This is a genomic window from Jonquetella sp. BV3C21 (assembly GCF_000468895.1).
Lineage (GTDB): Bacteria > Synergistota > Synergistia > Synergistales > Dethiosulfovibrionaceae > Jonquetella > Jonquetella anthropi.
Genome location: NZ_AWWC01000003.1, coordinates 70,820 through 95,063 on the forward strand (window position 1 = coordinate 70,820; position 24,244 = coordinate 95,063).

23 protein-coding genes and 2 pseudogenes are annotated in these 24,244 nt (G+C 62.8%); 20 read left to right on the forward strand and 5 right to left on the reverse strand.

Annotated elements, in window-relative coordinates; genetic code table 11:
- The first annotated feature begins 133 nt into the window (after positions 1-133).
- The 4 genes from HMPREF1249_RS00745 to HMPREF1249_RS00760 all read left to right on the forward strand — a co-directional run bounded on the left by HMPREF1249_RS00745 (position 134) and on the right by HMPREF1249_RS00760 (position 3,774).
- Entirely contained in the window at positions 134-808 is a 675-nt protein-coding gene (locus tag HMPREF1249_RS00745; protein ID WP_008522319.1) for a hypothetical protein, read from the forward strand.
- An 8-nt stretch (positions 809-816) separates the two neighbouring features.
- Positions 817-1,359: a cob(I)yrinic acid a,c-diamide adenosyltransferase gene (locus HMPREF1249_RS00750; RefSeq protein WP_021775652.1), complete on the forward strand. Its 543-nt coding sequence runs from the start codon at positions 817-819 to the stop codon at positions 1,357-1,359.
- Positions 1,360-1,622: 263 nt separating this feature from the next.
- Positions 1,623-2,501, forward strand: a complete 879-nt coding sequence (locus HMPREF1249_RS00755; protein ID WP_008520010.1) for an HAD family hydrolase — start codon at positions 1,623-1,625, stop codon at positions 2,499-2,501.
- On the forward strand, positions 2,494-3,774 hold the full coding sequence (locus HMPREF1249_RS00760; RefSeq protein ID WP_008520012.1) for a replication-associated recombination protein A: 1,281 nt from the start codon (positions 2,494-2,496) through the stop codon (positions 3,772-3,774). Before HMPREF1249_RS00755 ends, HMPREF1249_RS00760 begins: the two co-directional genes overlap by 8 nt.
- A gap of 21 nt (positions 3,775-3,795) precedes the next feature.
- Here HMPREF1249_RS00760 and HMPREF1249_RS00765 read toward each other — a convergent pair whose 3' ends face one another.
- Positions 3,796-4,521, reverse strand: a complete 726-nt coding sequence (locus tag HMPREF1249_RS00765; protein ID WP_008520014.1) for a YdcF family protein — start codon at positions 4,519-4,521, stop codon at positions 3,796-3,798.
- A complete protein-coding gene (locus tag HMPREF1249_RS00770; RefSeq protein ID WP_021775647.1) occupies positions 4,518-5,174 on the reverse strand; it encodes a GntR family transcriptional regulator in 657 nt (218 codons plus the stop codon). Before HMPREF1249_RS00770 ends, HMPREF1249_RS00765 begins: the two co-directional genes overlap by 4 nt.
- Before the next feature lie 384 nt (positions 5,175-5,558).
- Here HMPREF1249_RS00770 and HMPREF1249_RS00775 point away from each other — a divergent pair, with 384 nt between their 5' ends.
- From HMPREF1249_RS00775 to HMPREF1249_RS00810, 8 genes and pseudogenes are all read left to right on the forward strand, one after another.
- Positions 5,559-6,542, forward strand: coding sequence for an aspartate-semialdehyde dehydrogenase (locus tag HMPREF1249_RS00775; protein ID WP_021775646.1), 984 nt, complete (start codon positions 5,559-5,561; stop codon positions 6,540-6,542).
- A gap of 29 nt (positions 6,543-6,571) precedes the next feature.
- Positions 6,572-7,456 (forward strand): 4-hydroxy-tetrahydrodipicolinate synthase, encoded by an 885-nt coding sequence (gene dapA / locus HMPREF1249_RS00780; RefSeq protein ID WP_008520020.1) that lies wholly within the window; start codon positions 6,572-6,574, stop codon positions 7,454-7,456.
- Complete coding sequence (locus HMPREF1249_RS00785) at positions 7,453-8,118, forward strand: 4-hydroxy-tetrahydrodipicolinate reductase (RefSeq protein WP_008522326.1); 666 nt, start codon at positions 7,453-7,455, stop codon at positions 8,116-8,118. The genes dapA and HMPREF1249_RS00785 overlap by 4 nt, the downstream gene beginning before the upstream one ends.
- Positions 8,115-8,813 (forward strand): 2,3,4,5-tetrahydropyridine-2,6-dicarboxylate N-acetyltransferase, encoded by a 699-nt coding sequence (gene dapD, locus HMPREF1249_RS00790; RefSeq protein WP_008520023.1) that lies wholly within the window; start codon positions 8,115-8,117, stop codon positions 8,811-8,813. The genes HMPREF1249_RS00785 and dapD overlap by 4 nt, the downstream gene beginning before the upstream one ends.
- A 153-nt stretch (positions 8,814-8,966) precedes the next feature.
- A pseudogene (locus HMPREF1249_RS00795) lies at positions 8,967-10,046 on the forward strand (aspartate kinase).
- A gap of 75 nt (positions 10,047-10,121) precedes the next feature.
- Positions 10,122-10,745, forward strand: a complete 624-nt coding sequence (locus tag HMPREF1249_RS00800) for a nucleoside recognition domain-containing protein (RefSeq protein ID WP_008522328.1) — start codon at positions 10,122-10,124, stop codon at positions 10,743-10,745.
- Between the two features lie 2 nt (positions 10,746-10,747).
- Complete coding sequence (locus HMPREF1249_RS00805) at positions 10,748-11,287, forward strand: spore maturation protein (protein ID WP_008522329.1); 540 nt, start codon at positions 10,748-10,750, stop codon at positions 11,285-11,287.
- Positions 11,284-12,213, forward strand: a complete 930-nt coding sequence (locus tag HMPREF1249_RS00810; protein WP_008520032.1) for a S66 peptidase family protein — start codon at positions 11,284-11,286, stop codon at positions 12,211-12,213. Before HMPREF1249_RS00805 ends, HMPREF1249_RS00810 begins: the two co-directional genes overlap by 4 nt.
- A gap of 52 nt (positions 12,214-12,265) precedes the next feature.
- On the opposite strand, the gene HMPREF1249_RS00815 is transcribed toward HMPREF1249_RS00810, so the two are convergent.
- Entirely contained in the window at positions 12,266-13,423 is a 1,158-nt protein-coding gene (locus HMPREF1249_RS00815; protein ID WP_008520034.1) for an amidohydrolase, read from the reverse strand.
- Positions 13,424-13,644: 221 nt separating this feature from the next.
- Between HMPREF1249_RS00815 and HMPREF1249_RS00820 the strand changes: the two genes are divergently transcribed.
- The 7 genes from HMPREF1249_RS00820 to HMPREF1249_RS00850 all read left to right on the forward strand — a co-directional run bounded on the left by HMPREF1249_RS00820 (position 13,645) and on the right by HMPREF1249_RS00850 (position 21,600).
- Positions 13,645-14,604, forward strand: a complete 960-nt coding sequence (locus HMPREF1249_RS00820; protein WP_008522330.1) for a tripartite tricarboxylate transporter substrate binding protein — start codon at positions 13,645-13,647, stop codon at positions 14,602-14,604.
- Positions 14,605-14,691: 87 nt separating this feature from the next.
- The gene (locus HMPREF1249_RS00825; protein ID WP_008520037.1) at positions 14,692-15,147 is read left to right on the forward strand and encodes a tripartite tricarboxylate transporter TctB family protein; all 456 of its coding nucleotides are present in this window, start codon (positions 14,692-14,694) and stop codon (positions 15,145-15,147) included.
- Positions 15,148-15,160: 13 nt separating this feature from the next.
- The gene (locus HMPREF1249_RS00830) at positions 15,161-16,663 is read left to right on the forward strand and encodes a tripartite tricarboxylate transporter permease (protein WP_008522332.1); all 1,503 of its coding nucleotides are present in this window, start codon (positions 15,161-15,163) and stop codon (positions 16,661-16,663) included.
- A complete protein-coding gene (locus tag HMPREF1249_RS00835) occupies positions 16,656-17,756 on the forward strand; it encodes an NAD/NADP octopine/nopaline dehydrogenase family protein (protein WP_008520041.1) in 1,101 nt (366 codons plus the stop codon). Before HMPREF1249_RS00830 ends, HMPREF1249_RS00835 begins: the two co-directional genes overlap by 8 nt.
- Positions 17,757-17,777: 21 nt before the next feature.
- Positions 17,778-18,398 carry a GntR family transcriptional regulator gene (locus tag HMPREF1249_RS00840; RefSeq protein WP_008520042.1) on the forward strand — a complete coding sequence of 207 codons (621 nt, stop codon included), beginning with the start codon at positions 17,778-17,780 and terminating at the stop codon, positions 18,396-18,398.
- Between the two features lie 120 nt (positions 18,399-18,518).
- The gene (locus tag HMPREF1249_RS00845) at positions 18,519-19,184 is read left to right on the forward strand and encodes a vitamin B12 dependent-methionine synthase activation domain-containing protein (protein ID WP_008522333.1); all 666 of its coding nucleotides are present in this window, start codon (positions 18,519-18,521) and stop codon (positions 19,182-19,184) included.
- The gene (locus HMPREF1249_RS00850) at positions 19,174-21,600 is read left to right on the forward strand and encodes a homocysteine S-methyltransferase family protein (RefSeq protein ID WP_008520046.1); all 2,427 of its coding nucleotides are present in this window, start codon (positions 19,174-19,176) and stop codon (positions 21,598-21,600) included. The genes HMPREF1249_RS00845 and HMPREF1249_RS00850 overlap by 11 nt, the downstream gene beginning before the upstream one ends.
- 35 nt (positions 21,601-21,635) lie before the next feature.
- Here the strand turns inward: HMPREF1249_RS00850 and HMPREF1249_RS08055 are convergent.
- Positions 21,636-22,205, reverse strand: a pseudogene (locus HMPREF1249_RS08055) (NAD(P)-dependent oxidoreductase); the annotation flags it as partial.
- A 21-nt stretch (positions 22,206-22,226) separates the two neighbouring features.
- Positions 22,227-22,628 carry a D-isomer specific 2-hydroxyacid dehydrogenase, catalytic domain protein gene (locus HMPREF1249_RS08060; RefSeq protein WP_021775648.1) on the reverse strand — a complete coding sequence of 134 codons (402 nt, stop codon included), beginning with the start codon at positions 22,626-22,628 and terminating at the stop codon, positions 22,227-22,229.
- A 196-nt stretch (positions 22,629-22,824) separates the two neighbouring features.
- Between HMPREF1249_RS08060 and HMPREF1249_RS00860 the strand changes: the two genes are divergently transcribed.
- On the forward strand, positions 22,825-23,961 hold the full coding sequence (locus HMPREF1249_RS00860; RefSeq protein ID WP_008522336.1) for a type III PLP-dependent enzyme: 1,137 nt from the start codon (positions 22,825-22,827) through the stop codon (positions 23,959-23,961).
- The last annotated feature ends 283 nt before the right edge of the window (positions 23,962-24,244 follow it).

Below are 24,244 nucleotides of genomic sequence, written 5' to 3' on the forward strand. Positions count from 1 at the left end.
AAGGCCGCCTTCCAAACGGAAGGCGGCCTTTCTTTTGTGAAGGGTGGGAAAAGGGCTGACCGGTTGCGGCCTCCTGCGCGATAAACTAAGATACAGCCATCAAGTGAGATTATTTATCTGCGAGGTGAGCGAGATGAAACGTTTCTTGTTGGCGCTAGGGGCGGTTGTCCTTGGGGCGGGCGTCCTTCAGGCGGCGTCCTTTGGAGTTCTGAAGGAGGACGTCCTTCTGCAGGGGGTCGGAGAGACTTCGGAGAACGGCGAGTGCACCGTCAAGGCCGGAGAAACGGTGACCGTTTTAGGCCATGTCAAGACGATTGTGTTTGTGACCGATCACCTGAAAAGCTTCGGCTGGGTTGACGCGGAGCAGCTGGACGAGGGAAAACCTCAAGGTCAGAAGGCTCAGCTGAAGGACTTCGGCGTGCCGCGGTTTAACTTCTTCGTCACCGCGCCGGCTGACTGGCAGAAGCAGCCCGACTCGGCAAACGGTGACGGCGTGATCTTCGCCGCGCCGGGCGGCGTGGACGCTCGGGCGTGGGGCTCGTTCAACGTCTTCAACACGACGGCAGAAAGCGAGTCAGAGGAAGTCGCCGACCGGGAGAACTGCGCCGACTTCCTGACGGTGCACGGCGACGACTGGTGCGTGACGATCACGCTGAGCGAGGACGGGACGTACGAGGTCCAGAAGAAGATCCTAGTTGATGACGGCGGCACTTGGCTTGGCGCGAGCGTGAGCGGTCCGAAGGAAGCGGTCTGCGCCCTTGGGGAGAAAGGCGCCGAGTTCGTCGCTTCTCAGCGGCTCGGGAAGTAGCTCGACAGATGGTCTGGATCACGACGAAGACCGGCGACGGCGGCGAGACGTCGCTGTACGACGGCACTCGGCTTGCCAAGGACGATCCGCTGGTCTGTTTGTATGGGACGCTGGACGAGTGTCAGGCGTTCTGCGGTTTGGCTCGCGCGTCAAGCGCCTGTGGGGCTGTGAAGGAGCGGATGAAAAAGCTGGAGGAAAACCTTTTCGAGCTGATGGGGGTTCTCGCCCATTCGGGCAGGCCGATGCTGGCGATTGCCGAGCTTGAAGGGTGGACCGAAGAGGCTCATCAAGTCTGCGGAAATTCGTTTGAGTTCCTTCTGCCGGGCGAAAGCGCCGCCGACGCGGCCTTTCACCTAGCGCGGACGGTCGCCCGGCGGGCTGAACGGCTGGCTGTGCCGCTTCTCCGGTCCGGCGTCGTCACAAAGGAGCAGTTCGCCTACATCAACCGGCTGTCGGACGTCATCTACGCCCTTCTTCTGTGGGAGCGGGCGGAGGCGAAGGGCCGGCCGGGAGAGCGGGGACAACGGGCCTGTATTTCGTCAAACAGCTGAAGTGGGGGCTTGCAATTTCCCCTGTTGTGCTATAATCAGGCTGAAGACGGTCTCCTGTGGTGTTCGTGATCGTGATTTCAGTTTTGAGCCAACAACCTATTCAATTGGGACTCGGATGGGAGCGCCCGTGGGTGTCTTCGTATGGGTCAAAACTTTTGGATCGGGTCAAAACAACCATGACACGGCATTGCGGGTTCAGTCGATCGGCGGAAGAGGCCTGGCCTCTTCCGCCTTGTTCTTTTTCAGATGAAGGAGGTCCGCGAATGGTTCCCCAACTGGCGCTGGATGAATTTGAAGGGTACATCTTGGACTGGGACGGCGTGATCGCCGAGACGAGCCTGAACTTTCAGCCGATACGGGATCGGTTCTTCGGCGGCCGGCACGCGTCCCTGCTGGAAGAAATGGCCCTGCTTGACGAGCCCGAGCGCTCCCAGTGCCGGGAAGCCATCGAAGCCGAGGAGCTTCGCGGCGCCTGCGCCGCCCAGATTGTCCCCGGCGCGTCGGACCTTCTGGGCTGGCTCGTTCGGCAGGGGAAGAAATACGCCGTGCTGAGCCGCAACAGCCGGTCGTCTCTGGACCGCTCAGCGGCGAACATCGGCGTGACCCTGCCGCCGGTGACGGTCACCCGCGAGGCGCCGCACGTCAAGCCCGACCCTCGGGCCCTGTGGGACGTGTGCGACCTGCTGGACGTGCGGTCTCAAGACTGTTTGGTCGTCGGCGATTACGTGTACGAGCTGTTGGCGGCGCGCCGGGCCTGCATGAGGGCCGCGCTCGTCCAAAAGAACGGCCCGTGGGCCTCGTGGGCCGACGCGGTCTATCCGCGGCTGACCGATTTCGTTCGCGCGCTCGGCGAGAGGGAAACGTTTGTGCCGTGGGAATATCACGGCGCAGAGGTCGGTTCCGAGTTCGTCCGAGCCGGCGACCTGACGTCGCTGGAAGGCTGGCTGAGCCTTGAACGGGCGGCGGCTTCCGGCGCCAGAGAAGTGCGCGTGCCCGTCGGGCTTCTGGCTGAGCCGATGTGGCGGGCCTGCCCGGGCCTGCCTGCCGGGCTCGCCGGCCTGTCGGTCAAGGACGCGGTTCAACTGTGGCTCGGCGGCCGCTGGCCGCTTTTGTCCGTGACGGAGGAGCAAAACGATGACTGATTGGGAGACGCCGTTAGCCGAACGAATGAGGCCGCGGAGCTTGGACGAGTACCGCGGTCATAGCTCGATTCTCGCGCCCGGCGCGCCGCTTCGCCGTTTCCTCGAAGAGGGCGACGTGCCGAGCTGTATTCTCTACGGGCCGCCCGGCGTGGGAAAAACCGCGCTGGTCCGCCTGATGGGGCGCGTCACCGGCCGGGAACTTCTGGAGATCAACGCGGTCAGCGCCAAGGTGAGCGAGCTTAGGGATTTGGTGGATCGGGCGGCTGACCTGCGGCGGCTGAGCGGCCGATCGGCTATCGCTTTCGTTGACGAGCTGTACCACTTTAACCGGAGCCAGCAGGACGCTCTGCTCCCGTCGGTGGAGCGGGGCGAGGTGATTTTGGTGGGCACGACCACCGAAAACCCTCGGTTCGAGATCAACAAGACGCTCCTGTCCCGGCTGTTGGTGTTTGAGATCGGCCCGCTGGAGAAAGAGGACCTAGTCGAGATCCTCAAGAGCGCGCTGACCGACCGGGAACGCGGGCTTGGCGAGCTGGAGCTGTCCGCGTCGGATGATGTTATCGAGGCGATCGCGGCCTCTGCGGGCGGGGACGGGCGGCAGGCTTTGACCCGGCTGGAGTTTTTGTCCCGGGCGATCGCCGTTTCGGGCCGTCGGACGATTGAGGAAGACGACCTGACGAAAAGCCTGCCGGCGGCGTTTGTCCGGCACGACCGGCGGCAGGACGACCATTACGCCGTCATCAGCGCGATGATCAAGAGCATTCGCGGCTCGGACCCGGACGCGGCGGTCTACTGGCTGGCCCGGCTGATCGAGGGCGGGGAAGACGTTCGGTTCATCGCCCGGCGGCTGATGATCCTAGCCGCCGAGGACGTCGGGCTGGCGGACCCGCAGGCGCTTGTCGTGGCGACCGCCGGGGCTGACGCGGCCGATCGGGTCGGCTGGCCGGAGGCGCGGATTATCCTGAGCGAAGTAGCGCTGTACTTGGCCGCCGCGCCCAAGAGCAACAGCGCCTATTTGGCAGTCGGCAAGGCGCAGGACGCGATCCGACGGGGGGACTTGCTGGCCGTGCCGTCGCACCTGATCAACGGACAGCCGGGTTACCAGTACCCTCACGACTTCCCCAACCACTGGACGGCTCAGGCGTACCTGCCCAAGCCGCGGCGGTTCTACGAGCCGGGGAGCATGGGCGTCGAGTCCCGGATTGCCGCCAGGCTGGCTATGTTCTGGCGGAGGTTTCAGGAGAAAGACGAAAAGAGCGGCGAGCCGGATTGACGGCTCGCCGCTCTTTTATGGTTATGACCGGTGGAACGCGATGAAGAGCCGGTCCCGAAGCAGGGCCAGCGCCTCGCGAAGCGCCATCGTCGTGTAGTCCAGCCCCTTGGACGACGGCAGCAGGTCAAACGGCAGTCTGACCGGCGGCGCGTAGCTTGGCACCGGCGCGAAGACGAACTGGACGTCCGGCGCGTAAAACCGGGCCCACAGGGCGGCTCGGGCCATGTGAAACTTGTCGGTCACAAGGGCCGTCGGGCCGCTCATCTTTCGCAGAATCGGCGCGGAGAAGCGGAAGTTCTCCTCGGTCGTCCGGGACGACCGCTCGATTAAAACTTCCCGAAGGTCCTTTCGCTCGCTGAGCCACGACAGCAGAAGCGGCGACTCGATGCCCGACAGGAGAATCGGCCCGCCGTTGGTCTGCTGAAGGGCGAAGCGAAGCCGGCGGACTGACGCGGGGGACGCGGTGAACCTCACGCCGTCGAAGACGGCGCCGCCGGAAAGCACCAGAACGGAAGCCGGCTTCTGGTCAGACCGGGGAGGGCATAAGGATTCCACAGCCCGAAGGGCCCACTTCCCGCCGAGGGGCGTGCAGGCCGCGAGGAAGACGAGCAGCCCGGCGGCAAGCCACCGCTTTCGGCGGCCCAAAAGGAGCCAGAGCGCTGTCCCCCAGAGCAGTAGTCCCAGCGGGGAGGCGGCGAACAGCAGGGCGCTGCTGAGGAATTCCTGCCCGGCGCAGGGGAAACTCATGCCCTGGTCAAGGCGGACTCAAGGGCCTCCGAGTTGTGCCGGATATGGTCGCCCATAGCCCGGGAAGCTCGATCCCCGTCGCCGTTCAACAGCGCGTCGATGACTTGGATATGTTCCTGCGCCAGCTCGAGAATCGTCCGCTGATCGATCAGCGAATAGGGCCGGTACAGGTTGATCTGATCGACAAGGTCGCTGAGGACCTCCTGAAGAAACCGATTGCCCGAACTCTCGTAGAGGAACTGGTGGAACAGGTAGTCGGCCTGCAGGTACTCGTCTTTTGTCGTGCTGTCGTTCATGCCGGCAAACTGGGCGCGGAACTTTTCAAGCTCCCCTCGGGGCGTTCGGCGCGCCACCAGCTGCACGGCAAACCGCTCCAAGTCTTCCCGCAGGGCGTAAAGCTGCTCGGCGTCCTCGGCGGTCGGGCAGGTCACGTAGGCGCCTTTGCGGGGCGTGAGCGTCACGAGGCCGGTTTTCACCAGCTGGCGAATCGCCTCGCGGACAGGCGTGCGCGAAACCGCCAGCTTGGAAGCCAAATCGACTTCGGAAAGTTTCTCGCCCGGGGCGAGGTGCCCGCTGACGATGGCGGCCTTGATCTTCTCGTACACTACCTGACGCAGGTCAAGAGTCTTGGCTGGACGGAAAGGATTATCCATCGCGTTACTTCCCCCTCACAAAATAAAACGGCCCTGCCATAGGCCGGGACAGTCAGAAAATTCGTATTTTGTGTCCATTATACAAAAAACATCAAAAGGTGGAAAGAGGGCCGGGGCAAGGAGTTTTTTCTTTCGACCGGCGGCGGGATTTTTCAGGCCGGCGGAAATGGACGGAAAAAGGAAAACTCGTTAATTTTACGGCGTTTTATTGAAGCCATCATTGTGGCGCAATATTCCGAAAAATAAGCAACGGCCTCTTGAGGCCGGGCGGAATCCGCAGGCGGACTGATCGAAACTCGACTGCTCTGGCCGTGCGGCGCAGGACTGGTACAATAGAGGACAATATGAGGTTCGCTGTTTTGCGGCCAAAAGGGGATATGCGGAATGAGAATTGCCGTCGTCGGTGCAACTGGTGAAGTCGGACGGGAGATGCTCCGTCAGCTGGAGCTTCAGGACGTTCGCGGGGAGGTGCGGGCTTTCGCTTCCGCGCGCAGCGCCGGAAAGAAGCTGCCGTGGCGCGGCGGAGAGCTGACCGTTGAGCTTTTGGACGAGGTGTGGCCGTTTGACGGCGTCTTCGACTACGTCCTGTTGGCGGCTGGCGGCGAGCTGTCCAAGCGGTTCGCGCCCCGGGCGGCCGCGGCCAAAGCGACGGTGATTGACAACAGTTCGGCGTGGCGGGGCGACCCGGCCGTACCGCTCGTCGTGCCGAAGGTGAACGGCGGTCTGCTCCAGGGCTACCGGGGCATTGTGGCTAACCCGAACTGCTCGACGATTCAGCTGGTGCTGTCGCTGTCGGAAGTTTACCGCCGCTGGGGCATTAAAGAAATCGTCGTGAGTACCTATCAGGCGGTCAGCGGCGCGGGCCATCGGGGCATTGAGGAGCTCCTCGCCCAAGAGAAGGGGGCGACGGAGCACAAGAAGTTCCCGGCTCAGATTTGGCGGAACGTCATTCCGCAGATCGGCGGCGAAGGGAAGGACGGCTTCTGCGAGGAAGAGGTCAAGATGATCGTCGAGCCGCGAAAGATTTTCGGCGACGGGTCGATAGAGTGCTGGCCGACGACCGTTCGCGTGCCGGTGATGTACGGGCACAGCGAGTCTGTCTTCTGCCGCACGGCCCGGCCGTTTGAGAATCTGGAAGAGGTTCGGGAGGCCATGCGCCAGTCGCCGAACGTGGTCTGGGAAGACGGCCTTCTCACGCCTCTGACCCACGCGCCGGAGAGCGACGCCACGTTCGTCGGGCGCCTTCGGAGCTGCGGCGCCGGGGCCTTCTCGTTCTGGAACGTAGCCAACAACATTCGCGTCGGCGCAGCGACCAACGCGGTGCGGATTTTAAGGCGGCACGCCGAGTTGAACGGCGCGGCCAAATAGCTGAGGAAAATCCGGAAGGAGGACGAAAAATGTTTCGAGGAACTGGAACGGCGCTCGTGACGCCGTTTAAAGACGGAGCGATCGATTACCCGTGCTGGGAAAAACTCATCGAGCGGCAGATCGAAGGCGGCGTGGAAGCGTTGATCGTTCTGGGAACGACCGGCCAGGCGGCGACTCTGTCCCGGCCGGAGCGGGACGAGGCGGTTCGGTTCGCCCTGTCGCGGGTCAGCGGGCGCGTGCCGGTCATCATCGGCACTGGGACAAACTGCACCGCCTCGACGATTGAACTGTCCCAATCGGCGCTGGAACTTGGCGCCGACGGGATCTTGGTCGTCACGCCGTTTTACAACAAGCCGACGCAGGACGGCCTGTTCGAGCACTTCGCCGCGGTGGCCCGGGCCGCCCGGGGAAAAATAATCCTTTACAACGTGCCGGGCCGGACCGGGTGCAACATGAGCCCAGCCACGGTGCTCCGCTTGGCGACGATAGAGAACATCGTCGGCGTCAAAGAGGCCAGCGGGAACCAGTTCGCCTGTGACGACCTGATCCGCCGGCTTCGGGTCGTCCGCCCCGATTTCAAAGTCTTCTCGGGCAACGACGATCAGGCGTTTCATCTGGTCTGCTCGGGCGGCGACGGGGTCATTTCGGTTCTGTCCAACCTCATGCCCCGCGAGACGAGCGACATGATCCGCGCCGCGTTGGCCGGCCGGCTGGAAGAGGCTCGGGACATGCACCTCAAGCTGCTACCCCTGATGAAGGACCTGTTCGTGGAAAGCAACCCCATTCCGGTCACCTACACCTTGGCCCGGCTGGGGCTGTGCAAAAACGAGCTGCGCCTGCCGCTGGTGCCGGCCGCGAAGGCGTCGGAAATGCTGTTGGACGCCGATTTGGCTGAACAGGATCTGCTGTCGTGACCGGTTTTTCTTACGGCCTCGTCGGCTCAACCGGGCGGATGGGCGGCGAGATCAGGAAAATTCTCGGCCCGGAGGCTTGCGTCTTCGAGGCGTCAATCACCGGGCAGAACGAGACCGGGACGCCTAAGGTCATCTTTGACTTCTCCCGTCCCGAGGCGCTGGAACTCACGCTGGCCGCGTGCCGCCGGTTCGGCTGCGCCCTCGTTTTGGGGACGACCGGCCTGAGCGACGCCCAGCGCCGTCAGGCCGCCGAGCTGGCAAAGACCGCCGCGGTGGTGCAGAGCGCCAACTTCTCCTTGGGCATCGCCGTCCTGTCAATGATCTTGGCCGACTACGGGCCGCTGCTGTCCGACTGGGACTGCGAGATCGTCGAGGCGCACCACAAGGCCAAAAAGGACGCGCCCAGCGGCACAGCGCTGGCGCTGAAGAAAGCTCTTGGCCGCGACGCGGTCACCCACTCGCTTCGGGTGGGCGGCGTCCCGGGAGATCACATCTGCGTCTTGGCTAGCGAGCAGGAAGTCCTCACCCTGAGCCATCGGGCCATTGCCCGAAGCGTCTTTGCCGCCGGGGCTGTCCGGGCCGGCCGGTTCGCCGCGTCCGCTCGGCCGGGGCTTTACAGCTTTATCGACGTGCTTCAGACGGAGCGGGAGCGGAACTCATGAACACCGAAGACGTGATTCGTCTCATTCAGACGTCCAAAAAGCGGACGCCCGTTCGGGCGTTCGTCTCCGGCAGGTTGAAGGGGATCGACTGGGGGGACCTGAAGTTCGTCGGGTCTTCCGAGTTCGGCACGGTCTCCGGCGACTTGGCCGAGCTTCGCCGCGTTCTTGGCGCGAACGAAGACCGAATTGAATCGGCCGATTTTGAGGTGGCCGCTAGGAACTCGGCCGTCCCGTTGGCCGACCTAAGCCAATACGAGGCTCGAATTGAGCCGGGCGCGGTGATCCGCGACATGGTCGAGATCGGCCGCGGCGCGGTGATCATGATGGGCGCGGTCATCAACATCGGCGCGTCCGTCGGGCCGGGAACGATGATCGACATGAACGCCGTCCTAGGCGGCCGGGCCGTCGTGGGGGCGAACTGCCACGTCGGCGCCGGCGCTGTACTGGCCGGCGTGGTGGAGCCCGCCTCGGCCAAACCGGTAACTGTGGGCGACAACGTGCTGATCGGCGCCAACGCGGTCGTCCTCGAGGGCGTATCCGTCGGGCGCGGCGCCGTCGTGGCCGCCGGGGCGATCGTCACGTCGGACGTGCCGGAAGGCGTCGTCGTCGCCGGCTGTCCGGCCCGAGTCATCAAAAAAGTTGACGGCAAAACCGAATCGAAGACAGCGCTGGTCGAGGCGCTGAGGCAGCTATGAGCGCGCCGTTTCGTCCGTTCCCTTCCGCGTCGATCGCGGTGCACAAGTACGGCGGCTCGTCGGTCGCCACGCCCGAACTGATACGGAAGGTAGCGGCCCGGGTCGCGTCGTGTCGGAAGGACGGCCAAAAAAATTGCCGTCGTTGTCTCGGCGATGGGCAAAACGACCAACGGCCTGATTGACCTGGCTAATTCCGTGTCGGCTCATCCAGTCGGCCGGGAGATGGACATGCTGCTGGCCACCGGCGAGCAGGTGTCGGCGTCCCTGCTTTCCATGGCGTTAAACGACCTTGGGATTCCGGCGGTTTCGCTGAATGCCTTCTAGATCGGCATGATGACGACGGAGACTCACAGTTCCGCCCGAGTGCGGGACCTTGACTCGTCCCGGCTCCGCCGTGAGCTGGACGAGCGCGGCGTTGTCGTCGTCACTGGCTTTCAGGGAATTACGGCGTCGGGCGACCTGACCACGCTGGGCCGGGGCGGCAGCGACACGTCGGCCGTGGCTATCGCCGCGTCGCTCGGCTGTCCCTGCGAGATTTACAGCGACGTGGCTGGCGTTTTCGCCGGCGATCCGCACGCCGTTGCCGGGGCCAAACGGCTGGAATATGTCACGTGGGAAGAAATGCTCGAACTGGCGTCGCTGGGGGCGAAGGTGCTTCACTCCCGGGCGGTTGAGATCGCCGAAAAATACGACGTGCCGCTGTACTGCGGGGCGACGTTTAGCGAAGAGAGGGGAACGTACATCGTGAAAGGACTTCCCGAATGGCTGGAACAGCCGGTAGTGACCGGCGTCGCGCTGGCCCGAGGCCAAGTGCGCGTCAGCCTGACCGGCGTGCCGGCTGAAACGGCGTTCGGCGCCGGGCTTTTCACCGCCCTGGCCGAACAGCGAATCAATCTGGATATGATCGTGTCCACGTCCGAAGAGAACGGGACGGCGGCGCTCGGCTTTTCCGCCGCGTCGAGCGACGTGGAGGCCATCTGCGCCACCCTCAAGCGCTTCCCTGCCGCCGGCGGGATGACGATTGACGACCGAGTGGCAAAGGTCTCGGCCGTCGGCGTCGGCATGCAGTCGGCAAGCGGCGTGGCCGGCCAGTTCTTCTCCGCTCTGGCTGAGGCCGGCGTCACGGTCCTCAGCGTGACCACGTCGGAAATTAAAATCTCGGTTCTCGTCCCGGACGCGGAAGCAGATAAGGCTCAGAAGGCGCTGATGGAGCGCTTCGGTCTGGTCGAGTGATGGTCGGAGGGGAGCGCGCGGCCGAGGCTGTGACGCGGCGCGGGCGCTCAGCTCCACAGGAAAGGGGAGCGCGAAGTGATTAACTGGATATGGGCCGGCATGTTTATCATCGGCATCGTCACGGCCATGCTGACAGGGAACGTTCAGGCCGTGACCGACGCGGCCATCAACAGCGCCAACACGGCGGTCGAACTTTCGCTGGGCCTCATCGGGGTCATGACCCTCTGGCTCGGCGTGATGAAGGTCGCCGAAGTCTCCGGCCTGATCCGAAAGGCCGCCCGGTGTCTTCGCCCCTTGCTGGTCCGCCTGTTCCCCGACGTGCCGCCGGATCACCCGGCCATGGGGTCAATTCTGATGAACCTCGCGGCCAACGTCTTCGGGCTGGGCAACGCCGCGACACCGTTCGGCATCAAGGCCATGCAGGACCTGCAGACGTTGAACGGTACCGACGACACGGCGACAGACGCCATGTGCATGTTTTTGGCCATCAACACGTCCAGCGTGACGCTTATTCCGGCCACGACCATCGCGTACCGGGTCGCCGCCGGCTCAGCCAACGCAACTGAAATCATCGGCCCGACCATCGTGGCGACCGCCGTTTCGACTGCCGCCGGAATCATCGCGGCCAAACTGCTCGCCCGGACGCGAAAATACCGCTCCACCTGCCCGGCGCTTCGGATCAGCGAGGGGAGGGAATAGCCGTGTTCGTCCGCGGGGTCAACCTCATCTCCCTGTACGCTATCCCGTTCATTCTCTTGGTCGTCATCGCCTACGGCGTCTGCAAAAAAGTGCGGGTCTACGAGGTTTTCACCGAAGGCGCCAAAGAGGGCTTCAACACGGCTGTGCGGATTATCCCGTTTTTGACAGCCATGCTCGTCGCCATCGGCGTGTTTCGTGCCTCCGGCGCCATGGGGTACTTTGCCAAACTCGTCTCGCCCCTGACGAATCTGATCGGCATGCCGGCCGAAGCCCTGCCGATGGCGCTCATGCGCCCGCTGTCGGGCGGCGGCGCCGACGGAATCATGAACGAGCTGTTCAAAGTGCACGGCCCGGACTCGTTCATCGGCCGGCTCGTCTCCGTCATGGCCGGTTCCACTGACACGACGTTCTACGTGCTGGCGGTGTACTTCGGCGCCGTCGGCATCAAAAAGAGCCGCCACGCCCTGCCGGCCGGCCTGATCGCCGACCTGTGCGGCATGCTGGCCGCTCTGGCGGTCTGCCGGCTCGTGTTCGCCTCATGACGAAACTGACGTTTCCCGAGCCGCCGCGGCCGGGGGATTTTGTGGCGCTGATCGCGCCGTCGTCGCCCGTCACAGAGGCCGAAGCGGCCGAGTGCCGGCAGGTCGTCCAAGCCATGGGCTTTCGGGTTCAGATGAGCGGCTTGGTGACCCAAAACCTGTACGGCTACGAGGCGGGCGACCCGAAAAGCCGGGCCGATGAGTTCAACCGGGCTTTCGGCGACCGGGACGTCAAGGCCGTATGGTGCCTCCGGGGCGGCAACACCAGCTACAAGCTCCTCGACCTGATCGACTGGGACCTTCCTCGGGCGAACCCCAAGCCCTTCGTCGGGTACAGCGACATCACGCCGCTTCATTGGCTGCTCAACCAGCGAAGCGGCCTCGTGACCTTCCACGGCGCCATGGTGCGGTCCAATCTGCTGGGCTCTTCGGACGGCTACAGCTTGGAAAGCCTTCGCCGCGCCGTCTTCGCCGCGCCCGGCGGCGAGCTGACCTTCGCCAACCCGGACGGCTGTCCGCTGAGCGCCGTCGCCCCCGGACGGGCGCTCGGACAGCTGACCGGCGGCAACCTGAGGGTTTTGACGTCGCTGCTCGGCACGCCGTACGAAATCGAAACGGCGGGGAAAATCCTTTTTCTGGAAGACGTGGACGAGAGCACGTCCCGAATCGCCCGCATGTTGGGACACCTGAAGCTGTCGGGCAAGCTCTCGGATCTCGCCGGCGTCCTGCTGGGAGACTTCACGAACTGTCCCAACGACCCGGAGAGCGGCTGGACCACAGAAAACCTGTTGGACGAGTTTTTCGGCTCGTTGGGAGTCCCGGTCCTTCGGGGCCTGCGAGTCGGCCACGGAGAGGTCACCGGCGCGCTTCCGCTGGGCGCCGAGTGCGCCATGGACGCGGCCGCGGGGCTGATTACCTTCCGAATGTAACTGCAAAAGAAGAGGCCGGACGGCTCAAGCCGTCCGGCCTCTTCTTTGTTTGTTAACGCTCGTCCCGGCGATAGACCACCTGTCCATCGATCACGGTCATCAAGCAGACGTTTCTCAAATCCATCGGGTCGCCGCTCCAGACGGCCAAGTCCGCGTCCTTGCCCTTTTTGAGCGAGCCGATTCGGCCGTCAAGCTCCAAGTGCCGCGCGCCGTAAAGCGTGATGCCTTTCAGCGCTTCAATCCGCGGCAGGCCGGCCTTGCAGGCGATCACGGCCGCCAGAGGGTACTCGGACAGCAACATGAACGGGTGGTCGGTGATCAGGCAGAACTGAACGCCCGCCCGATAGAGAGCCGCCGGCGTCTCCCAGCTTCGGTTCTTCAGCTCCAGCTTGCTCTTGCCGGAGAAACTCGGCCCAAGTGCCGCTTTGACGCCCTTCTCTGCCAAGTAGTCGGCGATCAGGTGGCCTTCGGTGCAGTGCTCCAGCGTGTAGCGCAGGCCGAACTCCTCGGCAATCCGAATCGCCGTGCAGATGTCGTCCGACCTGTGGCAGTGAATCGTCAGGGGCATACGGCGTTCCAGCACGGGCTGAAGCGCCTCAAGGCCCAAGTCCCGGTCGTGCGGCGTCTTCGACTCGGTCTTCTTCGCGTAGTCCTGCGCCTTCGCCAGAGTCTCCCGCAAAAGCGACGCCACAGCCATACGGGTCAACGGGGCCTTCTTGCGCTCCTCGCCGTACACGCGCTTCGGGTTCTCCCCCAGAGCGGCTTTCATCGCCGACGGCGACTTGATGACCATCTTATCCACCACTCGCCCGCGAAGTTTCAGCACAATCCCGGTTCCACCGATCACGTTCGCGCTGCCGGGCAGGCACTGGACCGTCGTCACGCCTCCGGCCAGCGCCTCTGGAAGCGCCTCGTCGTCCGGGTAGAACGCGTCCAGCGCCCGCAGCTGAGGCGTCACCGGGTCGGTCTTCTCGTTGCCGTCGATCATGCCGGCGGGCGTCGAATAGGTGAAGTTCCCCAGATGAGTGTGAGCGTCCACCAGCCCCGGCGTGACGTACCCGCCGCCCAGGTCAATCGTCTCGGCGTCCGACGGCACCTCGTCGCCTCGAACCACGTCGACGATCTTTCCCGCGTCGTCGGCCAACAGCGCCCCTCGCTCGACGATCGGCCCTTCCAGCGTCTCAAACGTTCCGTTGATAAAAGCTCTCATCGCGTCCCCTCCTCGCAAACTTTCGGCTTTTCTCTATTATACGAGCCGCGTTGCCCGCCGTCGCTCCAAACCGGCCCCTTTGGGACTGATACCGTCCCGGAACGGCGAAAAGTGCCAGATGTCCGTCGCCGTCGCCTTGACAGAGACCTGCATATATTTAAAATATATTTTAAGGAGTTAGTCTGCTAAATTAATGGCCTTATCGAAGGAGGGACAGGTTGATGCAAATTAGGAAAGCTGTGTGTCGGTTGTTGGCGGCGGCTGGCATTTTGTCGCTTGGAGGGGCTTGCTACGGCGCGTATCCGGAGAAGCCTGTAGAGGTGATCGTCGCGTTTCAGCCCGGCGGCGGCACGGACGTTGCCGCTCGGACGGTGTTTAAGTTTGCCGAGAAGTATTTCGGACAGAGCTATGCGATTGTGAACAAGCCCGGCGCTTCCGGGGAGATCGGCTGGACGGCCATCGCGCGGGGAAACCCGGACGGCTATACCATCGGTTTCATCAACCCGCCCGGTTTCCTCATTATTCCGATCCAGCGCCCGGCGGCTAAGTATCGGTTGGACAACTTTGATTTGATTGCCAACATCGTGATGGATCCCGGTGTTATCGGCGTTCGTCCCGACAGCCCGTACAAGACGCTGAACGATTTGATCGAGGCGGAAAAGAAGGAGCCGGGGAAAATATCCATCGCTTATTCAGGCCCCGGAACGTCTGAAGCCCTGCTGCTCTCGCGGGTGGAACGCCAATCGGGCGTGACGCTGAACAAGGTCCCGTTTGACGGCTCGGCTCCCGGCATGGTGGCTCTGATGGGCGGGCACGTGGAAGCGGTGTGCATGAACCTGTCAGAATGCTACACCTACATTGATGATGGCAACCTGCGGCTTGTGGGCGTCGGCTCTCCGGAACGCGAAGCGACGGTCCCCGACGTGCCGACGTATAAGGAGCAGGGATACGACTTCATTCAGGCGAGCCTGCGCGGCGTGGCGGCCCCTAAGGGTCTGCCGAAGGAAGCTCTTCAGGCGATAGAGAATTCGTTGAAAAAAGCGGTAGAGGATCCGGAGTTTCAGGCTAAGGCGAAGGAGCTCCAGATGCCGCTGCGGTTCATGGGCTCGGAGGAGTACACCAAGTTCCTGAACGACATGAATCAAGACCTGCAGAAAGAGTGGGAGACTAACCCGTGGTAGCGCCGGGCAGAGAAAACAGAAGATGAAAAACGATTTATCGTCAGGCGGGCCTTTGCCTGCCTGACGATAAAACTCTTTAGGGGACTGATGAAAGTGAGAAAATTTTTTGACCTGTACCTTCCGACGATCTTGTTGTTTGGTTTAGGCGCCTATTTCCTGACGGACACGAAGGACATCACCCCAGACGCTCTGATTTATCCGCGGGCTTTGGCTATTTTGATGATCGTTTTGGCGGCGGTGAGCTTTATCGTGGCACTTCTGTCATACCGCCGGGAGACAGCGCGCTCGGATGACGACAAAGACTTCAAGAAACTTGCGCTGGCAGTGACGGCGACCGTTGCGTACTGCGGGCTCATGCCGTTTTTAGGGTTCGTGACTTCGTCGTTTCTGTTCTGCTTTGGGCTGATTTGTGCGCTGGGGTACTCGCGGCGGGGCGTGGCGCTCGTCGTGTCTGGAACGTTGGTCGCCCTTATTTGGCTGGGTTTTCGAGTGCTGCTGAAGGTCCCCGTGCCGAAGGGAATTTTCTTCGGCGGCGGGCTGTAGGGGGGAAGATGGCATGGACGTTATTTGGTCGGCGTTTATAGGGGCGCTTACCCCGATAAATTTAAGTTTCTCCTTGCTTGGAACCGTCATCGGAATAATCGTTGGAGCGCTCCCCGGTTTTACCTCGACGATGGGCGTCGCCCTGTTTATCCCGTTTACCTACTCGATGTCCCCGGCGGCAGGGCTGATCTTTTTAGCCAGTATTTACTGCGGCTCCACGTACGGCGGATCGATCTCGGCGATTCTGATTCGGACTCCCGGCACGCCGGCGGCTGTGATCACAGCCATTGACGGCTACGAGATGACCCGCAACGGCGAGGGCGGCCGCGCTCTGGCCATGGCTGTCTTTTCTTCGCTGATCGGCGGCCTGATCAGCGCGGCGGCTCTGCTGTTTATTGCGCCGCCGCTGGCTCAGCTCGTCCTGCGCTTTGGCCCGGTGGAAGTGTTCTACTTAGCCATTTTGGGGCTGTCGGTCATCATCGGCATATCAAAGGGTTCCGTCCTCAAGGGCTCAATAGCCGGCGTGATGGGAATGCTGTTGGCGACGGTCGGCGTTGACGGTATTTCCGGGTCGTATCGGTACACGTTGGACAACGTGTCGCTGTTTGAGGGGCTGCCGGTTGTGCCTGTGGTGATTGGTCTTTTTTCGGCCTGCCAGGTTTTCAGCCTTGTCGAGCAGAAGAACGTGACTATCATCAAGGACATTGCGTCGTTCTCCGACGACTCGTGGCCCAAAATGCGGGATATCCGAGATCACTTCTGGCTCATGGTAAAGTCGGGGATTATCGGGACGGTCGTCGGTATTATTCCGGCGGCCGGCATGAGCATTGCCTGCGCCATCAGTTACAACGAGGCCCGGAGATCTTCCAAACACCCTGAAAAGTTCGGTTCTGGTTCTGTTGAGGGCGTTATCGCGTCGGAGGCGGCGAACAACGGCGTCACCGGCGGCTCTCTCGTGCCGCTGCTGACGCTGGGAATCCCAGGCAACACCGTTTCGGCCATTTTCTTGGGCGGCCTGCTGATTCACGGGCTGCGGCCCGGCGTTCAGTTATTCACCAAGAACGCCGATGTGGCCTACACGCTTCTGTTCGGGATCTTCGTGGCGAATATCCTCATGTTTTTAGTGGGCGTCGTCGCGGCCCGATACGTGGCCCGGATAACGAAAATTTCGACGCGCCTTCTTGCCCCCGCGATCATGGTTCTCTGCGTCATCGGCTCCTTTGCGATCAGAAACAACCTGTTCGACGTCGGCGTGATGGTCGTGGCCGGTTTGGTTGGATACCTTATGAACCGATGGGGATATTCGACCCCGGCGTTTATCCTCGGGCTGATTTTAGGCCCCATGGCCGAAGGGGAGCTGAGGCGGTCGATCATGCTCTCCCGTGGGGACTGGAAGTTCTTCTGCAACAGCACGCTGTCAGTTCTTCTGCTGGTCCTTATTTTCGTTTCCCTCTTCGGTCCGACGATCGTGTCCTATTTGAGGAGGAGTCGGAGGAAGGAGCCGGCAAATGTCTAATGTCGTTGTCGTTGGCGCTGGCGCCGGCGGGCGGGCCGTCGCGGCGGACTTGAGCCTTCAGGGGCATCGGGTGACGTTGCTGCAGGCGCCGAGTCATTCTGGATCGTTGGACGACCTGCGCGGCGGGAAGATTCTCTTGGAGTCCCTGCCGTCCTGCGGTCGGCCGGGGGGACAAGCCCAACTTCATCTGGTTACGGTCGACCCATCGGAGGCCCTGAAAGGTCCGGCGGCGGTGTTTGTCGTCGTCCCGTCGTACGCTCAGAGCGACGTGGCAGACTTTTTGGCCCCGCACCTTCGGGAGTTTCATCAGGTGTGCCTCATGCCGGGAAACTTACTGGGGGCAGTGGCCTTTGTCCGCCAGCTTCGGGCCGGCGGGAACGACGCGGTGACTCACGTGGCCGAAACGGACAGCATGATTTTTACAGCCAGCCGAACAGCCGGCGGCGTGTCGGTCCGAGGGTTCAAAGACGGCATGGGCGTCGCGGCGTTCCCTGCTGAAGGCGGCGAGGAGCTTCTGAAAAGCCTGCGGGCGATTTATCCCGCTTTGACCGTTTCACCGACGGTTCTCGAAACCGGCTTATCGAACCCGAACGTGCTGATTCACGTGCCGCTGACCGTGCTGAACTGGGCTAACGCGGAGCGCGGGCTTGACATGCTTTCGTACTACGGCGCCTTTACCCCTGGGATCGGCCGCGTTATCGAAGCGCTTGACGGGGAGCGAATGGCCTTGGCATCCCGCGGCGTTGCGATTCGTCCGGTGGTCAGCCTGCTGGGAGATTGGTACAGGAAGCAAGGCGCCAGCGGGTCGTCGATTTTTCAGCTGATTTCAACGAACCCGCTGTATAAGAACAGCAAGCTTCCCAAGTCAACGAATCACCGATATATCATTGAGGACGTGCCGTTCGGGCTCGTCCCGGCGGCGGACCTTTTGAACCGCTTTGGCCTGCCCAATGCCGTTCACCTGTCGCTTATCACGTTGGCCAGCCTCGCTTCGGGAACTGATTTTCAGGCAGCCGGACGGAGCCTTCGGGGAATGGGGTACAATTGGAGCGGAGAAGAGATCCTTGATCGGGTCCGGCGGCGAGGCCTATAAAGCGGAGGTCTGAAAGGGATAATGACATCGGTTTTCTTGAAAGATCGAATCAGTGAGCAGCTGAGGCACGACATATGGCAAGGTTTCATTCAGCCTGACGCGACGCTCACCATCGACGATCTGTGCGCTCGATTTCGGGTGAGCCGGACGCCAGTTCGGGAAGCCTTGTTGGCCCTGTGCGGCGAGAACCTTCTTGTCGCCAAACACCGGGTTGGATACATGCTGAAACCCATTGATCCGTCCGCGGTTATCGAGTCGTACCGGCTGCGGTCCATCATCGAGCCGGAAGGCGCAGCCCGAGCGGCGGCGCATATTACCGAGCCGGAGAAAGGGGAACTTCAGGCGCTGGCGGACGACGGTTCGCCGTCGGGCAACTATCGGTTTCACATGATGATCGCGTCTGCTGCCAGAGGGACGGTTCTTCAGGATATCCTTCGGGTACTGCTCAACGCGTCGGTTCGCGGACGGGTGCTTCTCTCGTTGGTTCAGGGTCCTTCAGGAATACTGGCAGACCGGCTGGCCAGCCACGCGGCGATATGCCAGGCCGTCTGCGCCGGGGATGAACAGATGGCGGCGTCCCTCATGTGCCGTCACCTGGAAGACTCGCGCGAAAGGGTTATTCGGGCTGTCAGCCGCAGTTGATCAGTCAAAATTGTTTTGTGTGTCGCCGTTCTTTTGAAGAACGGCGACATTTTTTAGGTTGTCCGGGGGAAGGCCTTTCGGTATCATCGTACAAAGAAAAGAAGGAAGGGAGGCGGGAGCGTGATCACCGAACGGATGACGGAAAGCGCGCTTCGGTTCATGGGCGTCCCGCCGTCGGGGCGAACCGACGGCGACCGGCATGCCGTCCGACGCGTCTTTGAAAGGCTCCAGTCTCTCGGGCCGGTTCGATGGGTCTGGCGGCGCGCCCCGATAGCCCTCGAAGAGTCCGGCGTCCTTCTGGACGGATGGCTGAGCGTGCCGGGACGCGACCTGACGCGGATTTTTGCCCACTGCCGTTCCTGTTTCGTTTTGGCTTTGACCCTTGGCCCGGCGGTCGACCGGGCAATTGCGCTGGCTGGAAGTCTGAGTGACCCTCAGGCTCTGGCGCTTGACGCCTGCGCGTCGGTCTGGGCTGACGCGGAGTGCGACCGGCTGGACGAGGAGATCACCGTCAAGCTGCCGCCGGACGAGTACCCGACCATGCGGTTCAGCCCGGGCTACGGCGACGTGCCTTCGTCGGCTTCCCGCGGAATCATTCAGATGTTGGACGCGACCCGCCGAATTGGCCTGACGATGACGGCCAGCGGCATGATGGCGCCGGTCAAGTCGATAACCGCGCTCATCGGAATTTCTGATCGGCATGAGAACCGCCGGCGGGACTGCAGTTCCTGCGGACGGCGGGGCGTCTGCAGTTTTATGAAGGAAGGCGAGACCTGTGGCGGTTGAGTTCACCAGCCCGTCCCGACGGCTGACGCTGGGGCGGGATCGAATCATCTTTGACGGCGCCATGGGCACCGCGCTGGGCTCCCGAGGCCTGAGACGGGGAAGCCTTCCCGAAGAGCTGAACCTGTCGTCGCCGGAGACCGTCGCGGCGGTTCACCGCTCTTTTCTTGAGGCGGGCAGCGATTTCATCACGACCAACACGTTCGGCGCGTTCCCGAGCCGGCTCGCTCACGCCGGCCTGTCGGTCGGGCCGGTCGTGCGCTCGGCCTGTCAGATCGCCCGGCGCGAGGCGGAGCGGTTCGGTGGGTTCGTCGCGCTGGATATCGGCCCGTCGGGCCGCCTGATGGAGCCGCTGGGCGACGCCACGTTCGACGAGATCTATCAGGGCGTCTGCGAGGTCCTCCACGCCGGCGCGGCGTACTGCGACGCCGTTTTGCTGGAGACGTTCACCGATCTGGCCGAGATCCGGGCCGCCGCTCTGGCCGTCCGGGAAAACTGTGGCCTGCCGCTTCTGGCGACCATGAGCTTTGAGCCGTCGGGCCGGACGTTTTCTGGCGCGTCCGCCGAGGCGTGCTCGCTCGTCCTTTCCGGCCTCGGCGCGAGCGCCTTCGGGACGAACTGCTCAGCCGGCCCGCGGGCCCTGCGCGAAACGGTTCGGCAGATATGCGGCGCGTGCCCTGTCCCGGTGATCGTCCAGCCCAACGCGGGCCTGCCGGAGTTTTCCGGCTCGTCGGTCGTTTACAGCGCCGGCCCCGACGAGTTTCAGTCGGTCATGGGCGAGTTCGCCCGCTGGGGCGTCGCCGTCTTGGGCGGCTGCTGCGGCACGACGCCGGACTACATCAGGCGCTTGTCGTCCCTGCGGGGCGACGTTCCGCCACGGAGTGTGCCCCTTGGGCCTGCGGCCTGTTCGGCCTCTCAGGTCGTCCGTTTTGACATGTTCGTCCCCGTCGGCGAGCGGATTAACCCGACCGGCAAACCGGTTTTAGCGGACGCCTACGCATCCCGCCTGCCGTCGCCGCTGCTCGAGGATGCGATCAAGCAGACGCAGGAAGGCGCGGTCATGCTGGACGTCAACGCCGGCGTGCCGGGCGTTGACGAGGCCGCCGCCTTGAGCTGGGCCGTCCAAACTCTTCAAGAAGGCGTGACCTGCCCGCTTCAGCTCGACTCGGCCAACCCTAAGGCGCTTGAAGCGGCGCTTCGGGCCTGCGTCGGGCTTCCGATGATCAACTCGGCCAGCGCCCGGCCGGAAAGTCTGGAGCCGGCAATTCGCCTCGCCAAAAAGTACGGCGTCTCCATCCTCGGCCTGCCAATGGACGAAACGGGCGTGCCGGAGCGGGCGGCAGACCGTCTCGCCGTCGCCGCCCGAATCAAAGAGCGCTGGACCGCCGCCGGGCTGGCGGCTGAAAAACTGCTGTTCGACCCGCTGGTCATGGCCGCGGCCGCCGGGCCGGAGCGGGTGAGCGAAACCCTGAATACTCTCTCGGCGCTCAAAGAACGCCTTGGCGCCAAAACGATGGCGGGAATCAGCAACGTCTCGTTCGGCCTGCCAGCCCGCGGAGCGGTCAATCGAACAATGCTGGCCGCCTGCCTTGATCGAGGTCTGGACGCGGCGATCCTCAACCCCGGCGACTTGGGCATGATGGACACGGTCGCCGTCTGGAACCTTTTATCAGGCCGCGACGCAGACGCCTCCGGCTACTTGGCCTACTGCGCGGCCCGGCCGGAAGAGCTCGAGCCGGAAAGCCGGGACGCCCTTCCCGTTCCGGAGGCGAATCAGGACGACAACGAAGACGAGCTGGGGCGAGCGGTTCGCCTCGGGCTGGTCCAAGAGGCCAGAAGAGCGGCTGCCGAACTCTGTAAAGGCGTCAGCGCCATGACCGTCGTGGAAGAATACCTCGTCCCGGCGCTTGATCGGGTCGGCGATGACTACGAGGCGGGGCGAATTTTCCTGCCCGGCCTGCTCAAGGCCGCGTCCGCCGCGTCGGCAGCGTTTGACGAAATTCGTCAGGCCCTCCCAGCCGGCTCAGGCGCCCGGGACAAAGGGCCGATCGTCTTGGCCACCGTACAGGGCGACGTTCACGACATCGGCAAGAACATCGCCGGCACCGTTTTGGAAAGCTACGGCTTTCGGGTCATCGACCTGGGCAAAAACGTCCCGGCCGAAACGGTCGTCCGGACGGTCGTCGAAAACCGCGCGCCGCTCGTCGGCCTCAGCGCCCTGATGACCGCCACCGTCGCCAGCATGGAAGACACCGTCGCCGCCCTTCGCCGCGCCGCGCCGGGGGTAAAAATCATCGTCGGCGGCGCCGTCCTGTCCCGGGTGCTGGCCCGGTCGATTGGCGCTGACTACTACGCCGCCACGGCCATGGAAACGGTCCGGCTCGCAGAAAAGGCGATCAAACTCAAAGAGAGGGAATAAATGAAGCCGGTCGCCTTTTGGCGACCGGCTCTTCTTTATTTGTTAGCGAACGATTGATAGGGCGAGTTCAACAGCCCGGGAATCGGCTCCCCGGTTAAAAACGCCGCGACGCTTGCCGCCGCGCCCCGGCACTCTCGTTCCAGCGCTTGGCGGGTCCACGCCGCCGCGTGGGGCGTCGCCCACAGGTTTGGACAGGACAAAAGCGGCGAAGCCGCGTCGGGCGGCTCCTGCCGGAAAACGTCAACGGCCGCGGCGGCGAGCGGTCCGTCGGTCAATGCCCAAGCCAGAGCATCCTCGTCTACTAGATCACCCCGCGCCGTATTGACGAAAACCGCTCCGGGCTTGAACAGCGCAAAAACCTCCCGATTGAACATGTTTCGCGTCTCAGGAGTGACCCGACTGTGGACGGACACCGCGTCGCACCTTGAGACCAACTTTGCCAGCGAACGGGCATAACGAGCGCCCTCCGGCAGAATGACCCCGGCCGCCTGAGCGGAAGGCGACCAGACTAGGACCTGAGGGCCGAACGGCAGCAGTCGGGCCAAAACCTCTCGGCCTATCGCGCCGTACCCCACAACGCCGATCAGAGCACCCTTCATATCCCGGCCTAATAGATCAGGCCCGCGCTAAGCGCCGCTTTTCAGAGCGCAGGCCAGCGAGTCGGCCCGTCGGAACAGCCCCAGCAGCAAAAAGGCCGCGTACTCCGCCACAGTCGTCGTGTTCGCCCCCGGGACGCAGCTCACCGCCACCCCACGTCTTTTGGCCGCGGGAATATCCACGTTTGACGGCGGCCCGCCGCACTTGGCGATGATCCCCAAGTTCTTCGCCTTGTCGATCAGCTCCGCGTCGATCGCCGTCGCCGACGTGATAATCACGGCTCGGGACGGCCCAATCAGTCGGGCCGTCAGCTCTCGGCTCACCGGCCCGCTCGGCGTGAAGAACCGAACGTCCCCCAGACCGTCCAGCTCGCTGAACCACTCCATCGGGCCTTCCGGCTCGATCACGGTCACAAGCGGTTTCTGTCCCACAGCTCCACCTCCCGGCGCTTCCTAGAGAAGCAGACTTCAAGCTCATTGTATCATCGGGAATTTCACCGGCGCGGGCCGCCGGCGGACAAAAAGAAAAACGATGAAATTCTTGCTTGCTTCCAGCCCGACAGTCATATACAATTCGGCCACAAAGCGCCCCGTTTTTAAGGGCGCGGAAGGAGGGCGCATAACAGATATGAACAGCACGTTCCAGCTCAGTCCCGACCAGGCGTCGGCGCTGGCGGAGAAATACGGCAGTCCCCTCGTCGTCCTGTCGCTCAAACAGGCCGAGCAGAACTACCGGACCCTGTCCGACTGGCTCAATCGCGTGAAACTTCACTATGCCATGAAGTCCAACCCGGCAGAACCCTTGCTCAAGACCTTTGCGGACCTAGGCAGCGGCTTTGACGTAGCCACAATCGGCGAGATTAAAACGCTCCTGCAGTTGGGCGTTGATCCCAGCCGGCTCATCTACGCCAACCCCACAAAACCGGAAAACTGGATCGCCCAAGCGTGGAAACTCGGCGTCACCCGGTTCACCTACGACTCGCCGGCTGAAGTTGGCAAAATAGCCGCCAACGCTCCTGGCGCCTCGGTCTGGCTTCGGGTCAGAATCGCCAACCCCGGCGCGCTCGTCAACCTCAACAGCAAATTTGGCGCCTCACAGGCCGACGCGCTTGACCTGCTCCAGCTGGCCAAAAGCAAAGGGCTTGACGTCGCCGGCCTCAGTTTCCACGTCGGAAGCCAGACGAGAGACTCCGGCCCGTACCTCAACTCCTTAGCCGTCTGCCGCCGAATCTTCAACGAAGCGGCGGAGATGGGGGTGCCGCTCAGATCGTTAGACATCGGCGGTGGCTTCCCAATCGTCGAGCTCGGCTACGACATCGACCAAGAGACCATGGACAGCCAGATCCGGGACGAACTGGAAGACCTCTTCCCCGAGACCGAACTGCTGGCCGAACCCGGCCGGGCCCTGTGCGGCACCACAGCCAACCTGATAACCAGCGTCATCGGCAAACAGGTGCGGGACGGCCAGGACTGGTACATCCTCGACGACGGCATCTACGGCACCTTCTCGGGCATCCTGTTTGACCACTGGGACTTTGAACTGCTCAGCGCCAAAACGGGCCCGCTGTACCTGTCCACGTTCGCCGGCCCGAGCTGTGACTCTCTGGACGTCCTGTTCCGCGACCGTTCCACGCCGGAACTCGAAGTCGGCGACCGGCTCGTCGTCCCGGCCTGCGGCGCGTACACGTCCGCGTCAGCCACCACATTCAACGGATTCTCCCTCACCCCGATCGTCATCTGGGAAGAGGTCAAAGAAAGCCTATAAACGCCTGCAACCAACGCTTCGGCGGCCTCGCAGACCCCTGCGAAGCCGCCGATTTTGTAACGAGAGCGCCGCGAAGGTAAAATATTCAGATAACTAGACATAAAATGCCACCTCGTTGAAAAGTATTTGATAATGCGGTCATAAAATATTGCCATGCTAAAAAATAAGGGTATTTATACAGTAGGTATGTAATTATATTTTTAGACCTATTTTTAGTAGTTGTTGACCGAAACGACACCGAGTTGTAACATTGCTCCTGTTCGCCGCGGAACAGACGCGGCGG